Origin of the sequence: Aldersonia kunmingensis, assembly GCF_001646865.1 — a bacterium.
GTDB classification, from domain to species: Bacteria; Actinomycetota; Actinomycetes; order Mycobacteriales; family Mycobacteriaceae; genus Aldersonia; species Aldersonia kunmingensis.
Window position 1 is genome coordinate 1 of the sequence record NZ_LRRB01000265.1, and the last position, 14,629, is coordinate 14,629.

Sequence of the window (14,629 nt, forward strand, 5' to 3'; positions counted from 1 at the left end):
CGACGTGGCGGGTGGCCAAGCGGCTGATCCTCGAATCGGTCGAGGATCCGAACAGCACGCTGCGCCGCAAGCTCGAGGTCAACGTCCGCGAACTCGGTGAGCGGCTGTGCAACGAACCGGATCTGCGCGCGAAGGTGGATCGCTGGATCGAGGGCGGGTCGCGCTATCTCGCCGAGAACTACGCCACCGAGATCACCACGATCATCACCGACACCGTGGCCCGCTGGGACGCCGAGGAAGCGAGCAAGAAGATCGAGCTCCAGGTCGGTCGTGACCTCCAGTTCATCCGGATCAACGGCACTGTCGTCGGCGCTCTGGCAGGCCTTGCGATCTACACCGTTTCGCAGCTGATGTTCGGCGGCTGATCGAGTCCGCTAGCGGGCTGCTAACAGAATGCTTGCAATTGCTAGCACTTGCGATACTCTGGGCACTGCAAGACGGCCAGAGGGTGAGTGATGGCAGAAGACCACGAAAAGTTGGGCTCCGTTTCCGGGGAAGCGACAGAAGCCCTGGAGAACGTCCACGAACTCGTGGTCAACGCCGCGCAGGACATCGGCAGCTTCATCCGCACACAGCGCGAATCCGCCGAAGTGTCGCTGCGTCAGCTCGCCAAGCTGGCGGGAGTGAGCAACCCGTACCTGAGTCAGATCGAACGCGGGTTGCGCAATCCGTCGGCCGAGGTCCTCGCACAGATCGCCAAAGGTCTGCGCGTATCTGCGGAAGTGCTCTACGTCCGGGCGGGACTGCTCGAGCAGCGCCCACACGGTCCGATCCGCGATGCGGTGCTTGCCGACCCGTTCCTCACCGAACGGCAGAAGCAGGTGCTGCTCGAGATCTACGACTCCTTCCGCAGTGAAAACGAAACGCGGGCAACGCCGCCTGCGGCAGATACGACCCAGCCGCCTACTGCGGTTCCGGTGACGGACCAACCGCTGTCGGATTCCCAGGCCGGTACCGCCGAGCCTCGAAACAACTCGACTCGAAATGAGGAGAACGAGAATGACTGAGCCGACCACCATCGACGGTGTCCGCAAGCCCATCTACGCCACTGTCGGCGCCTACGACGCCGCCTTCGACGCCATCGCCGACCTGGTCACCCAGGTTCGTGAGCGCGCCGAGAACACCAGCACCGACGTCTCGACCCGGGTCGAGGAGGCGCGCGAGCGCGTTGCCACCCTGCCCGCCGACGTCCAGGAGCAGATCGAGACGCTGCGCGAGCGGCTGTCCAGCCTGCCCTCCGAGCTGCCCGAGGACATCGCCGAGCTGCGCGAGAAGTTCACCGTCGAGGAGCTGCGCAAGGCCGCCGAGTCCTACCTGAAGGTCGCACTCGACCTGTACGCCGACCTCGCCGTCCGCGGTGAGGAGACCGTCGAGCGTCTGCGCACCGACCGCCCGACGCAGTTCGAGCGCGTCGAGGATCTGTACAACGACGCCGTCAACCGTGGACAGGATGCGCTGGCCAAGGTTTCCGAGCGCACCCGCACCGTGGGTGAGCAGGCCGCCAAGCTGACCGGCCGCTTCGGCGCCAAGGCGGAGGAGACCATCGCCGACGCGACGGACGCTGCTGCCGACGTGATCGAGGACGCTGCCACCACCCCGGTTGCGACCCCGGCCAAGAAGGCCGCGCCGGCCCCGGCCGCCAAGAAGGCTGCCCCGGCCGCCAAGAAGGCCCCGGCCAAGAAGGCCCCGGCCAAGAAGGCTGCTCCGTCGACGAACTGACGCCTGCATCGCTACTGAAGAAGCCGTCCATCCGCGCATCGAGCGGGTGGGCGGCTTTCTTCTATATTGGACGGTGTGTACACCATCAACGGGCTGACCGGCGCGATCCTGTTCGTGCTCTGGCTGATTGCGGTCGCAGGCGGGGTTTTCGCACTCGTGCACGCCGCCCGGCAGCGTAAGGACGCCTTCACCGCCGCGGACAAGCTGAGCAAGCCGATCTGGCTCGCCATCCTCGCCGTCGCGTTGCTCGTGCTGTTCGTGACCTCGGTGGTCGGATTCTTCGGCATCATCGCGGTCGTCGCGGTGTGCGTCTACCTGGTGGACGTTCGCCCGCGGGTGGACGAGATCCAGCGCGGCCCGCGCTGGTAGTGCCGCTGGGCTAGGCCGGCCCGGCTCGCGGTTCCAGGACGTCTGCGGCTTTTATTTGTGACTTTCGGTTACCTTTACTCGTTCAGACCTTGCCAATGTGCATTGGCACAATGTTAGTGTGAACGAATGGCTGGGTTTCTCGCATCGGAGTCCGCGCGACTGCTGCGCGGCGTCGCGGAGATCCTGCAGCCCCGCGAGGCTCCCGAAACGCAGGAGAGCCGCGAGATGCGGATCGACGACCTCGCCCGCGCTGCCGGAGTCAGCGTCCGCAACGTGCGCGTCTATCAGGAGCGCGGGCTGCTGCCGCCGCCGCGCCGCTCCGGCCGAACCGCCTGGTACAGCGAGTCGCACCTGGCCCGCCTCGATCTCATCGGCCGGATGCTCGACCGCGGCTACACGTTCGCGACGATCGGCGAGCTGCTCACCGCGGCCCGGCACGGCATGCGCGTCGAGGACGTACTCGACCGCGCCAACCTCGATTCGCTCGGCGTGCCCACCGATCGGCCCGTGACGCTGTCCATCGACGAGATCGCAGATCTGCTCGGCTGCGATGAGCTGGACCGGCACATCGACGCGGCGACCGCAGCCGGTCTGTGCTTGCGCAACGACGACGGTTTCCGCTTTGCGAGCACTCGGCTGGTCGAGGCCACGCGGCTGATGATCGAGTCCGGCGTTGCGCCTGCCGACCTGATCGAGCAGTCAGGTGCCGTCCGCGACGACCTGCGCGACGTCGCGCGCCGATTTGTCGGGCTGGTCGCCGACCCGTACCTGACTCCTCACGCGCCGCGCGAATTCGATGCGGAGGCGGTCGCCCGGATCGCCGAACTGTCCGGCAAGGCGCGTGTCGTCGTGGCCGACGCCGCCTATGTGCTGCTCGGCGAGGCGATGGAGGAAGCGATCGCCGAGGCCCTCGAGCGCCTGGCCCAACGACTTTCCAGCGAACCAACGACCACACAAGGGAGTGTCGAGTGTCCAAGCGAAGCGTGATTGCCGAAGTCGGTGTCGCGGCGGCGGTGGCCGGAGTTGCGGCCGCTGTGCTGCGCGCCCGTAAGGGTGCACGCCCCGCGCGTGACCGGTTCGACGACGAGCTGCTGAACACGCCGGCGATCGACCCCGAGGTCATCGAGGTGACGAGCGCGGACGGTACCCGCCTGCGCGTGCACGGCTACGGCCCGGCGGATGCGGCGCCGATCGTGCTCAGCCACGGCTGGACCTGCAGCATCGAGTACTGGTACCCGCAAATCAACGCGCTCGCGGGCGAGTACCGCGTGATCGCGTACGACCAGCGCGGCCATGGCGGTAGCGCGGTCGGCAAGGCGAAGTTCAGCACCGACGTACTCGCCGACGACCTCGCGGCCGTGCTCGCCGCCACCGTGCCCGAGGGCCGGCAGGCTGTCATCGCGGGCCACAGCATGGGCGGCATGACCGTGCTCGCCTGGGCGGCCCGCTATCCCGAGCAGGTGCGTCGCTACGCCGGCGCCGTGCTGCTTACCAACACTGGTGCCGATCGCCTGGTCGGCGACTCCAAGCTGATTCCGCTCCCTGCCTGGGCGCCCGAAATGACGCCGTTCGCGGGCAAGCTGGTGCTCGGCGCGCCGGTCAAGCTCCCGCAGACGTCTCTGGCGCGCAAGGTGTTTCAGCAGCGCGTGATGGCGACGGGGTCCACTCCTGAGCAGGTCGAATTCTCGGCCCGCATCGTCTTCGGCTGCCCCGCGCGGGTGCGCGGCCGCTGGGGTGCGGTGCTGTCCGGGCTGGACCTGCATGCTGCGCTCGAGCATCTCGATGTGCCGACGAGCGTGCTGGCCGGCGAGCGCGACAACCTCACTCCGCCGGTGCATTCCGAGCGACTGGCGGAAGCGCTCGAGCGGGCCGGTGTGCTGGATACCTTCGAGGTGATCCCGTCGATCGGCCACCTCGGCAATGTCGAGGCGCCGCACCGGGTCAACGAAGAGCTCCTCCGGCTCGCCAAGCGGGCGCACTCCGGCTGAATGCCCGTGAGGGTCAGCTGAAAACGACGGTCTTGCGGCCGTGCACGAGCACCCGATCCTCGAGGTGCCAGCGCAACCCCCGGGCCAGGACCAGCTTCTCGATGTCGCGGCCCTGACGGACCATGTCGTGAATCTCGTCGGAATGGTCCACCCGGATGACGTCCTGCTCGATGATCGGTCCGTCATCGAGTTCGGCCGTCACGTAGTGGCAGGTTGCGCCGATCAGCTTCACGCCGCGCGCGTAGGCCTGGTGGTACGGGCGCGCGCCGACGAACGACGGCAGGAAGCTGTGGTGAATGTTGATCGCGCGGCGGGCCCAGCGCTCGCACAGTGTCGCGGGAAGCACCTGCATGAAGCGGGCCAGCACCACAGCGTGGGGGTCATGCGCCTCGACGAGTTCACGCACCTGCTCGAACGAGGGCCCGCGTTCGGCGGGGTCTTTGGGGAACGGAACGTGGTGGAACGTGACGCCGTGCGCCGCCGCGGTCGGTTCGAGGTCCTTGTGATTGCCGATCACCGCCTCGATCGTGGCCGGCAGCTCACCGTTCGCGGCGCGACCGAGCAGGTCGTGTAGGCAATGCGCTTCCTTGCTGACCAGGATCACGATCCGCTTCGGTTCGCCGGTGTCGTGCAGCGTCCAGTCGGTGTCCGGTCCGAGGTCCTGGGCTACCACCTCGAGCCGCTCGCGGAATTCGTCCACACCGAATGGCAGTGACGACGCGCGCAGTGCCTGGCGGGTGAAGAACCAGCCTGTCTCCGCATCGGAGTGGTAACCGGCCTCAACGATCGAGCCACCCAAGTCGCTGATCAGCCCGCTGATCCGCGCGACGATGCCGGTCTGGTCGCGGCAGCCGAGCGACAGCACGATTCGCCGGTCGTCTCGGCCCGCGGAGCCCGGGGCCGGCAAAGGGGCGCTCGCAGTCATGTCCGCCAGTGTGACAGGCGTCTCATGTGGGGCGAAAATCAAGTCTGGATGGGCCACGGCTCAGTACATCGTCGCCGAGCCCACAAGTGTTCCCAAATTCACAGTGTGCACGCCGCGTTCGGTGAGCAGGCCGAGGAATTCCGCCCGGATGGCGGCGATCGTGTCCGGGTCGAATTCGGCCAAGGGGCCGCGCAGTCCGCTGCCGAGCACGATCTCCCAGCAGAACTCGTCTGTCGCGGGCGCGAGATTGGACAACTCCTGGACCACCACGTCGTGCCCGCCGAGGCCGGTGAGCCAGTCTGCGAGCTGCTTCGGCGTTTCCAGCCGTTCGGCCTGTTGGCGCGCGACCGCGCCGACCGGTGTCCGCTGACCCGGCCCGCCGTTGTCGCGGTACACGCCGACCGCGTCGAAGAACGCCGTACTGAGCGATTCGAATGCGCCGCGCCGCCAGGCTGTGACCCCGATGCGGCCACCGGGCCGGAGCATCCGAATCAGTCCGCGCACCGCGCTGTCCATGTCGGGCAGGAAGAACACGCCGAACGCGGAGGAGACCACGTCGTAGCCGGCCGCCGGGACCGAACTCGGCGGCTCCCAGGTGGTGGCGTCGGCGGCCACGAAGTCGATGTTCTGCAGCGCCCGATCGGTCGCCACGAGCCGGCCCTCTTCCAGCAGGTCGTCGGCCAGATCGATCGCGTGCACCCGTCCGGTTGGCCCGACGCCCATCGCCGCGGGAATCGCCGATGCGCCGGTGCCGCTGCAGACGTCGAGCACGAACTCGCCGGGCCGCAACTGCAACTGGAAGGCCAGTGCCTGCCCGGCGGGGCCCCAGACGATTGGTGTGATGCGGGCGAAAGATGCTCGGGTGGAGTTGAACAGCGTGCCGATCTCCGACGCGGACATGTCGCGATCGTAGGCTCAGCGGCATGCCCGACGCACTGACGCGCGCCGATGTGGCCGCAATGATCGATCACACGCTGCTCAAGCCCGAGGCGACCCCTGCCGACGTGGATCAACTGGTCGCCGAGGCACGCGAACTTGCCGTGCTCGCCGTGTGCGTCTCGCCTTCGATGTTGCCGGTGCGCGCGCCCGGCTTCATCATTGCCGCCGTCGCGGGCTTCCCATCCGGTAAGCACCATTCGCTGGTGAAGGCGGCCGAGGCCCGGCTGGCGGTGCAGCAGGGCGCCGCGGAGATCGACATGGTGATCGATGTCGGAGCCGCCGTCGCGGGCGATTTCAATGCCGTCCTCGCCGACATCGTCACCGTCCGCGAGGCGATCGGGGACGACCGGGTGCTCAAGGTGATCATCGAGTCGGCCGCGCTGACCGACGAGGCGATCGTGCAGGCCTGCCGCACTGCCGAGCGGGGCGGTGCGAACTACGTCAAGACCTCCACGGGGTTCCACCCGGCGGGCGGTGCCAGCGTGCATGCGGTACGGCTGATGGCCGACACCGTCGGCGGCCGGCTCGGGGTGAAGGCGAGCGGCGGGATCCGTACGGCGGAGTTCGCGCTCGAGCTCATCGAGGCGGGCGCGACGCGGCTCGGCCTATCGCAGACGCGGGCCGTGCTCGACGGAATCCAGGCTTAGATCCCGCAGCTCTGATCACCGTTGGTCGGCGGCAATTCGTAGGTTCCGCCCGCCAGCGACATGCTGATCCCGGTGTCGTCGACATGGACCGCGTTCGGAGTCATCCCGAGCGGGTAGATCTGCAGTCCGGCGCTGATGATCTGCACGACGCCATCCACCAGGTCGGTCGGAATTCCGAAGCCGAGCACCTCTGCCGAAACTGTCTGCACATCGACATCCCCGTTGCCGAGGGTCGGGCGGACCACCAGTTGGGCAAGGCCACCAGGGCCGACGCTGAAGCTCAGCGTTCCGTCGGTTTCGTCGGCCTTGACCGACGTGACCAGTTCACCGAACGGCTGAGCCTGAATGGTCTCCAGGATGCCGTTCGCGCTCCACGAGACGTCCGCGGTGGAGTTGCCGATCGTGGCGGCGGACGTGTCCGTGCCGCTGATGTCGATGTCGTTCGCGCGGGCGTGCACCTGCATGCCGATGGCCTGTCCGAACGTGTCACCCTCGCTGTCGATCGTGACGTGCGGGACCTGCTTGTCGATCGCCTGCAGCAGTACCGGTTTCGCACTGAGTCCGATGTCGACCTGCGAACCGAGGTCGGCCTCGAACTGCTCGGTCATGCAGTTCACCACCGAGTGCCGCGCGTATAGCTCCGCCCCGACGACCGCGACCCCGAGGACCAGCACAAGCACGATAACGATCACGAGCACGGGATTCCGGCGCGAGCGCTTCCGCGGTGGGGCAGGGTTCATCTGGGACGCCATTCGGCCGATTGTTCCGGAAGAATCTGAACGCTTGCTGTGAGCAACTCCGCGATTTGTGTGACGTGGCCCACAGCCGCAGGGTTAGCCTGACGCCATGCCGCGCCCGACCGACTCCGACAGTGCCGACGCCTTCCACGCGGTGGAGGAGGTCGCGCGTCGGCAGGGCGGGTATGTGACCGCGCGACAGGTCCGTGGAGCCGGGTGCAGTGCCCCGCGGCTCCGTGCCGCCCTTACCCAAGGCGACCTGGTCCAGATCCACCACGGTCTGTTGCGGCTGGCGTACTGGCCGGCAGGGCCATTCGACGAATATGCCAAGTGGTGCGCGTGGTTCGAGGGTGGCGCGACGGTGTCGCACCAGAGCGCAGCCCAACTGCATGGGCTCGGCCGCCTGCGACCACGGCTGCTGCATCTCAGTGCCCCGACGGGCGCGCCTGTCGGTGTCGCCGAGGTCGCGGTCCGCCGCGCGGCGCTCACGCCGGTCGATGTCGAGCCGGCCGGGACCTTCTTCGTCACCACCCCGATCCGGACGATCCTCGATCTGGCCGACTGCGGGATCGCGCAGCACATGCTGGACGAGGTGGTCGGCGATGCGCTCGCGATCGGCCGAGCCGATGCCGCACACATCGCCGAGGCCGCCGCCGGTGCACCCGATCGCGTCGAGCGCCGGATCAGCGCGGCGCTCTCGGCCACCTGCTGACTCAGAACCAGGCGTCGCGCATATCCAATGTGGTGCGGTCGAGCCGTTCCAGCAGATCGAGTTGCGGTGCGACTTTGGGCAGTTCGAAGCTGAAGAAGTACCGGGCGGCCTGACGCTTGCCGTCGTAGAAGTCCCCTTCTTTACCGTCAGCGGCAACGAGTTGATCCAGCCAGATCCACGCCAGCACGGTGTGCCCGAACGCCTCGAGGTAGACCGCGCTGTTGGCCAGGGTCAGTTCGGGGTCGCCTGCACCCCACAGCGTGGAGGTGACCGCGACGAGCCGCTGCCAGGTGGTGTCGAGCTGCTCGGCCAGGGCCGCGTCGGCCAGGCTCCGCGCGGCGGTGACGGTGCGCCCGATCTCCGCCCCGAGCGCAGCGAGGTTTGCACCGCCATCCTGAGGAACCTTGCGCCCCAACAGATCCAGGCTCTGGATGCCGTGCGTGCCCTCGTGAATCGGATTGAGCCGGTTGTCGCGGTAGTGCTGTTCGACGTCGTATTCGCGGGTGTAGCCCGCCCCGCCGTAGATCTGGATGGCGAGGTTGTTCGCCTCCAGGCACCACTGCGACGGCCAGCTCTTCGCGATCGGGGTGAGCATGTCCAGCAGGCGCTGTGCGTTGTCCCGTTCCGTGTCGGATTCGGGGGAGGCGATGACGTCGACCAGTCGGGCGCAGTAGAGGTTCAGCGCCAGTGCGCCTTCCACGTACGCCTTCTGCGCGAGCAGCATGCGCCGCACGTCGGCATGTTCGATAATCGGCAATTGCGCTGTTGCCGAGCCCTTTTCGGAAATCGGACGGCCCTGCGGGCGGCTGCGCGCGTAGTCGAGCGACTTGAGGTAGCCGGTGTAGCCGAGCGCGGTAGCGCCGAGGCCGACCCCGATCCGCGCCTCGTTCATCATGTGGAACATGTAGAACAGCCCGCGGTGCGCCTCGCCGATCAGATAGCCGATGGCTCCCGCGGAACCGCCCGGGGTGTGCGCGCCCTCGCCGAAATTGAGCACGGTGTTCACCGTGCCACGGAAGCCCATCTTGTGGTTCAGTCCGGCGAGCGATACGTCGTTGCGCTCGCCGATCGTGCCGTCCGCGTCGAGCAGGTACTTCGGCACCAGGAACAGCGAAATGCCCTTGGTGCCCGCCGGTCCGCCCGGAATCTTCGCCAGCACGAGGTGCACGATGTTCTCGCCGAGGTCGTGCTCGCCGGCGGAAATCCACATCTTGTGGCCGAACAGCCGGTACGTGCCGTCGTTTTGCGGCTCTGCGCGGGTGACGATATCGGCGAGGGACGACCCGGCCTGCGGCTCGGACAGTGCCATCGTGCCGTGGAACCGGCCGGTCAGCATCGGATCGACGAACCGCTCGATCTGCTCGGGCGTGCCGAACTTGCAGATCAGGTTCGCATTCGCGGTGGTCAGCAGCGGGTAGGCGGCGGTGGAAACGTTGGCCGCGTGGAAGTAGCCGAAAGCCGCGTTGCCGACGACCGCGGGCAATTGTGCGCCGCCGACAGCTGCATCCATCGTCATGCCGACCAGTTCGGCGCGCGCGAAGGCGTCCAGCGCCTCCTTCACTTCGCCGATGATGTGCACGCGCTCGCCGTCGAAGGTCGGCTCGTTCGCATCGGCCAGCTTGTTGTGTGTCGCAAAGTATTTCGTCGCGATCTGCGCGGAAAGGTCGAGCACACCGTCGAACGTCTCGCGGGAGTGGTCGAGGTAGCGGTCCCGCTTGGTCAGTTCCTCGGCGCCGAGCCACTCGTAGAGCAGGAAGTCGAGGTCTCGTCGCGACAACAATGTCGAACGCATGAGGGAGTCCTTTCCGCGGTTGAGTCCACGCTAGTTCGCCGGCGCGACCGCGTGCCACGGGATCGAGAGCACACAGTCACGCATCCGTCGCCGATACGCCTGCACCGGAAGTCCCTGGTCGCGTAGAGCCTCGACCGTCCGCCGCCATCGGACCCGCGGCCCGAACGGCGCCAGGGGCGCGGCGGCAGCCCAGGCCCGGTCGGCGGCGGTGAGCAGCGCGTGGATGCGCTCGCCCTCGATATTGCGGTGGATCAGCGCCTTCGGCAGCCGCTCGGCGATATCCGAGGGACGCGCGACGTCGAACGGATCCCAGGCCAGCGTCAGCGAGCGCGGTCCGTCCGCATCCAGCAAAACCCATGCGCATCGGCGTCCGAGTTCGTCGCAGGTTCCATCGACGATCAGCCCGCCCGGAGCGAGCGCCGCCTGCATGGTCGACCAGGCGCCAGCCACTGCCTCTACGGGGTACTGCCGCAGCACGTTGAACGCGCGCACCAGAACCGGGCGCAGCCCGGCAAGCTCGAAGCCGCCGCGGGCAAAGCTCACACCGTCGCTGCCGGGAACTACACGCTCGGGATCGATCTCCAACCCGACGACCCTGACGTCGGAGCGCACGGTCCGCAGCCGCGCTGCAAGTTCGAAGGTGGTGACGGGCAAGGCGCCGTAGCCGAGATCGACGACGAGCGGGTCGGCCGCGTTCGCCAGCGTCTCGCGGACCTCGGGGTCGTGCACGAGCCAGCGGTCGCTGCGCCGCAACCGGTTGATGCCGGTGGTGCCGCGAGTGATGACGCCCTGCGGGCGCGGGGTTCGAGAGGTGTTCAGCTCTTGGAGTTCTCGTCGAGCCACTGCTGGGTGAACTCACCCTCGGCGCGGAACAGGTCGACGAGGTTGACCAGCATCAGTTGCTCGAGCTTCGGGCCGATCATCGGGAGGTACACCTTGGCCTCCGAGGAGGTCCGCAACGTACAGCCGGTGTCGGTGCCGAAAAGCTTGATCGTTCCGGTCAGGCTGCCCGGCCCGGCCGGAATGCTCGCCTCGTACTTGCCGGTGACCTCGTCGCCGAAAGCCGAGTAGCTCTCCTTGCGGGTGATCACCATGTCCTTGCGCATGACGGTCTGCGCGATATCGGGCAGATCGGTGCGCGGCAGGATGTGCTCGAGCACGATCTCGATGCCCGAATCGTCGGCGTGGAAGCTCGCCACCTGGTTCGGCGAAAACTCACGCATCTTCTCAACGCGAAACTCCCAGTACTCCCGGTTGAGCAGCGCGTCGTAAACCTCACGCGTCGTGCGCAGCGGGTACCGGGCGGAGAAGTTGGATCGGCGAGCCATGGCTACCAAGTTACCGGGCGGTCAGCTCCCCATTTCACGCGGATGTAGTCCGCGTCACTGTCCACGCTCGAATCAGGGGTGCGCCTGGAGCCACTTGACGGTGAACTCGTCCTCCATGTCGAGCAGCTTGGTCAGCTGATCGACGGCAGCCGATTCGATCTTTCCGCCAACCAATGGGATCTTCACGCTGACTTCGCCGTTGACGGTCAGCACCGACCCGGCTCCGTCCGCCGCGATGTCCGACGTGCCGCCGATCTTCGCTGGGACACCCGCAATGTTTGCGGTGAACGAGCCGTCGGCGCGCCCGTCACGCAGCGGGCCCCAGACCTGCACGCGGTCGATCTCGAGGTCGCCCGGACGAACCTTGGTGATCAGGCTGGGCAGGGTCGCTGCGGGGACGATCTGCATCATCTTCACGGTCACCGTGCCGTCCGCCCCGACACTGAACTCGTCCACCCGGCCGCCCGGGCCGCCGACCGCCTCGATCCGCTCATCGAAGAACTGCTCGCTGGTGAACGCGGCATGGAGCCGTTCGATGGGTGCCTGGAACTTTGCCGTGTGCTCGATCGGCTTCGCCATAGCGCGCACGCTACCGTTTGGGGCTGTGATCGGCGCTGCGATTCGAAACGACCTCGAGGCGGCCGGTGCCCGGCTGTCGGAGGGGGTGCCGCTCGCCGGGTTGACCACGCTTCGAGTGGGTGGCCCAGCGGCCATTCTCGCCGAATGCGCTAGCACCGAAACGCTGGTCGCGGCGGTTCACGCCCTCGATATGGCCGGTGTGCCGACGCTGATTCTGGCGGGCGGCTCGAACCTGTTGGTATCGGACGCGGGCTTCGACGGCGTGGTTGTCCGGGTCGCCAACGACGGTGTCGCGATCGAGGGCAACCGGGTGGTCGTCCAGGCCGGTGCGGTGTGGGACGACGTCGTCGCCAAGACGGTTTCCGCCGGATTCGGCGGGCTAGAGTGCCTGTCCGGCATCCCCGGTTCGGCCGGAGCGACGCCGGTGCAGAACGTGGGTGCGTACGGCGTGGAGATTGCGTCGCTACTGCGGCGGGTGCAGCTGCTCGACCGGCGCACCGGCGACGTGGCGTGGGTCGGACCGGAGGCGCTAGGACTCGGTTACCGCACCAGCGTGCTCAAGCATCGCGACGACGCCCTAGTCCTTGCCGCCGAGCTCGAACTGCACCCGGATGGGGTCAGCGAACCGCTGGGTTACCGCGAACTCGCGTCGGCGCTCGACGCGAATGAAGGGGAGCGCCGGCCCGCCGCTCAGGTGCGCGACGCGGTGCTGGGCCTGCGCCGCGGCAAGGGCATGGTGCTCGACGGCGCGGACAACGACACGTGGAGCGCAGGGTCGTTCTTCACCAACCCGATTGTTTCTCCGGACCGAATCGACGGCGTGCTTGCCGCGATCGCGGCGCGCGTCGGTGACGCACGGATCCCGCGGTATCCGGCCGAGGCGGGCGTGAAGCTCTCGGCAGGCTGGCTGATCGAGCGTGCCGGATTCGCGAAGGGCCACCCGGGCCCGGATGCGCCGGCGCGGTTGTCGACGAAGCACACCCTGGCCCTCACCAACCGCGGTGCGGCCTCGGCCGCCGATCTGGTCGCGCTGGCCCGCGAGGTGCGCGATGGGGTCGAGGCGGCCTTCGGTGTGCGCCTCGAGCCCGAGCCGGTGCTCGTCGGGCACGCGCTCTAGCCCTGTTCGCGATCTGCGCGCGTCCGCCGCGCCACTGGCTCGCAACTCGCTTTATGTGCTGTCGCCGAACAGCGGGGATAACCGTGACACGCCCAAACAATCGCTGTTAGTCTCACCCGCACTTGTGATGTGGCGGCGATCACTCCGCCTGCGCGCTCGGGGTGGAAGGGTGGCGGCGATGCCGACTCGCGGGATGCGGCGCAATGGCGGTTTGGCTGCGGCGGCGGTGCTTTCGCTGGCCATGGGACTGTGCAGTCCGGCAACGGCGTCGGCAGGCACGGTCTTTATCGGTGATGTCGGCAATGTGGCCGCGGCCCGGGCCGATTGCGGTCCGGGCTCGCTGCCCGAGACGGGGTTGCAAGGTGACGTCCCGGCCGAGGACCGCAACAGCGCCCGCAGCATGCAGGGCTACCGCTGCAATATGACCCGGGTGGGTCAGTATCAGGGCAAGGGCGCGGGCACCGTCTCGGCGAACTACGACCACTGCTCCTATACCGGCACCCTGTTCCCCGCGTCGCTGAATGAGCCGCAGGGCGTGCAGGTTATCGACGTGTCGGACCCGAAGAACCCGGTGCCGACGACGAGTTTGCGTGAGCCCGCGATGGTCGGTGGCACGTGGGAGAGCCTGAAGGTCAACAAGGAACGCAAACTGCTCGCGGCGACGGCGGTGCCGATGATCGAGGGCGCAGGGTATTTCTCGGTGTACGACATTTCCGACTGCGCGCACCCGAGGCTGCTCAATACCCGCGCGGGGACCGACCTAACGATGCCACTGCCGTTCCTCTCCCATGAGGGCGGCTTCTCCCCGGATGGCAGGACCTACTGGGCATCCGGTGTCGCACCGGGTGTGATGAGTGCGATTGATATCTCCGATCCCACCAACCCGCGCATCATCTGGCAGAGCTTGCAGGCACTGTCGGACCACGGGTTCGGGATCACGCCGGACGGCAACACGATGTACCTGTCGGTGATGAGTGGGATCACCGTCCTCGATATCAGTGCGATTCAGCGCCGTGACCCGTATCCGGTTGTGCCGCAATTGGGTACGTACCTGTGGCAGGACGGCCAGTTCAACCAGCACAGTATTCCGGTCACCTATGACGGCAAGCCGTTCATCTTCAGCCCGGACGAGGCGGGTTCGGGTGGGGTGAAGGTGTTCGATATGTCGAACCCGTCGGATGGCAAGCTGGTCAACCGAATCAAGCTCGAGATCAATCTGCCCGACAACATCGACTCCAACGTGCGAAGTTCGATGGGCGGTGGCGTATTCGCCTACGACTCGCACTACTGCACCGCGGACCGGCCGGCAGATCCAACGGCGCTCGCATGCGGATGGTTCGGGTCCGGTGTCCGGGTGTTCGACATTCGCGATCCGCGCAATGTTCGCGAAATCGCGTACTACAACCCGCCCGCGCAGAAGAACAAGCAGTCCGAGCTGACGAACTCCCCGCATGCGCTGGCCACGTCCTTGGCCATTCCGGTGCTCGAGTTCGCACCGATCGCGCGCGCCATCGCGGAGGGCAAGTTGGATCCGGCGGTCGCACTCGGTCCGCGCGCCGGGAACGTGATGGGCGATTTGTCGTCGGACTGGTGCTCGTCGCCCCCGTTCTTCCACGGCAACCAGATCTGGGTGACGTGCAGCGACAACGGGTTCATGGCGTTGCAACTCGACAACAACGCCTATCGGGCACCGGCGAACCAGGACACCGTCGTCGGCTCTTGAGACGGCCGTGCTAGCCGCGGTCCTGCTGTAGCCGCACCTCCGCTACTGTTCGCA

General features: G+C 67.3%; 17 protein-coding genes. 10 read left to right on the forward strand and 7 right to left on the reverse strand.

The genetic code is table 11. The annotated features are described in order from the left end of the window. The 6 genes from A8G08_RS20805 to A8G08_RS20830 all read left to right on the forward strand — a co-directional run. Window positions 1-365: DUF445 family protein (locus A8G08_RS20805; protein WP_157108702.1), on the forward strand; the 365-nt coding region annotated here is incomplete at its 5' end. Between the two features lie 90 nt (window positions 366-455). After that, entirely contained in the window at window positions 456-1,007 is a 552-nt protein-coding gene (locus A8G08_RS20810; protein ID WP_084436652.1) for a helix-turn-helix domain-containing protein, read from the forward strand. Beyond that, window positions 1,000-1,719 (forward strand): hypothetical protein, encoded by a 720-nt coding sequence (locus A8G08_RS20815; RefSeq protein ID WP_068278403.1) that lies wholly within the window; start codon window positions 1,000-1,002, stop codon window positions 1,717-1,719. The genes A8G08_RS20810 and A8G08_RS20815 overlap by 8 nt, the downstream gene beginning before the upstream one ends. Before the next feature lie 84 nt (window positions 1,720-1,803). Next, window positions 1,804-2,088 carry a DUF2516 family protein gene (locus tag A8G08_RS20820; protein ID WP_425394587.1) on the forward strand — a complete coding sequence of 95 codons (285 nt, stop codon included), beginning with the start codon at window positions 1,804-1,806 and terminating at the stop codon, window positions 2,086-2,088. A gap of 126 nt (window positions 2,089-2,214) precedes the next feature. Further along, entirely contained in the window at window positions 2,215-3,075 is an 861-nt protein-coding gene (locus tag A8G08_RS20825; RefSeq protein ID WP_084436654.1) for a MerR family transcriptional regulator, read from the forward strand. Continuing rightward, window positions 3,057-4,076 carry an alpha/beta fold hydrolase gene (locus A8G08_RS20830; protein ID WP_068278407.1) on the forward strand — a complete coding sequence of 340 codons (1,020 nt, stop codon included), beginning with the start codon at window positions 3,057-3,059 and terminating at the stop codon, window positions 4,074-4,076. Before A8G08_RS20825 ends, A8G08_RS20830 begins: the two co-directional genes overlap by 19 nt. A 13-nt stretch (window positions 4,077-4,089) precedes the next feature. On the opposite strand, the gene purU is transcribed toward A8G08_RS20830, so the two are convergent. Next, window positions 4,090-5,001 carry a formyltetrahydrofolate deformylase gene (purU, locus tag A8G08_RS20835; RefSeq protein ID WP_068278408.1) on the reverse strand — a complete coding sequence of 304 codons (912 nt, stop codon included), beginning with the start codon at window positions 4,999-5,001 and terminating at the stop codon, window positions 4,090-4,092. 60 nt (window positions 5,002-5,061) lie between these two features. Next, window positions 5,062-5,901: a class I SAM-dependent methyltransferase gene (locus A8G08_RS20840; protein WP_068278409.1), complete on the reverse strand. Its 840-nt coding sequence runs from the start codon at window positions 5,899-5,901 to the stop codon at window positions 5,062-5,064. Between the two features lie 23 nt (window positions 5,902-5,924). Here A8G08_RS20840 and deoC point away from each other — a divergent pair, with 23 nt between their 5' ends. Then, on the forward strand, window positions 5,925-6,587 hold the full coding sequence (gene deoC / locus A8G08_RS20845) for a deoxyribose-phosphate aldolase (protein WP_068278410.1): 663 nt from the start codon (window positions 5,925-5,927) through the stop codon (window positions 6,585-6,587). Here deoC and A8G08_RS20850 read toward each other — a convergent pair. After that, window positions 6,584-7,339, reverse strand: coding sequence for an LmeA family phospholipid-binding protein (locus A8G08_RS20850; RefSeq protein WP_068278411.1), 756 nt, complete (start codon window positions 7,337-7,339; stop codon window positions 6,584-6,586). The two genes, deoC and A8G08_RS20850, sit on opposite strands and share 4 nt — an antisense overlap. A gap of 94 nt (window positions 7,340-7,433) precedes the next feature. Here A8G08_RS20850 and A8G08_RS20855 point away from each other — a divergent pair, with 94 nt between their 5' ends. Then, the gene (locus A8G08_RS20855) at window positions 7,434-8,036 is read left to right on the forward strand and encodes a type IV toxin-antitoxin system AbiEi family antitoxin domain-containing protein (protein WP_068278412.1); all 603 of its coding nucleotides are present in this window, start codon (window positions 7,434-7,436) and stop codon (window positions 8,034-8,036) included. A 1-nt stretch (window position 8,037) separates the two neighbouring features. Here the strand turns inward: A8G08_RS20855 and A8G08_RS20860 are convergent, their stop codons facing one another. The 4 genes from A8G08_RS20860 to A8G08_RS20875 form a co-directional block, all read right to left on the reverse strand. After that, window positions 8,038-9,828, reverse strand: a complete 1,791-nt coding sequence (locus A8G08_RS20860) for an acyl-CoA dehydrogenase (RefSeq protein WP_068278413.1) — start codon at window positions 9,826-9,828, stop codon at window positions 8,038-8,040. A 30-nt stretch (window positions 9,829-9,858) separates the two neighbouring features. Then, the gene (locus tag A8G08_RS20865) at window positions 9,859-10,671 is read right to left on the reverse strand and encodes a class I SAM-dependent methyltransferase (RefSeq protein ID WP_245672929.1); all 813 of its coding nucleotides are present in this window, start codon (window positions 10,669-10,671) and stop codon (window positions 9,859-9,861) included. Further along, entirely contained in the window at window positions 10,644-11,156 is a 513-nt protein-coding gene (locus tag A8G08_RS20870) for a DUF2505 domain-containing protein (RefSeq protein ID WP_068278427.1), read from the reverse strand. The genes A8G08_RS20865 and A8G08_RS20870 overlap by 28 nt, the downstream gene beginning before the upstream one ends. A gap of 72 nt (window positions 11,157-11,228) precedes the next feature. Then, window positions 11,229-11,735: a DUF2505 domain-containing protein gene (locus A8G08_RS20875; protein WP_068278435.1), complete on the reverse strand. Its 507-nt coding sequence runs from the start codon at window positions 11,733-11,735 to the stop codon at window positions 11,229-11,231. A gap of 25 nt (window positions 11,736-11,760) precedes the next feature. Between A8G08_RS20875 and A8G08_RS20880 the strand changes: the two genes are divergently transcribed. Further along, window positions 11,761-12,852, forward strand: coding sequence for a UDP-N-acetylmuramate dehydrogenase (locus tag A8G08_RS20880; RefSeq protein ID WP_068278436.1), 1,092 nt, complete (start codon window positions 11,761-11,763; stop codon window positions 12,850-12,852). A 178-nt stretch (window positions 12,853-13,030) separates the two neighbouring features. Then, the gene (locus A8G08_RS20885; protein WP_068278438.1) at window positions 13,031-14,575 is read left to right on the forward strand and encodes an LVIVD repeat-containing protein; all 1,545 of its coding nucleotides are present in this window, start codon (window positions 13,031-13,033) and stop codon (window positions 14,573-14,575) included. Window positions 14,576-14,629: the final 54 nt, after the last annotated feature.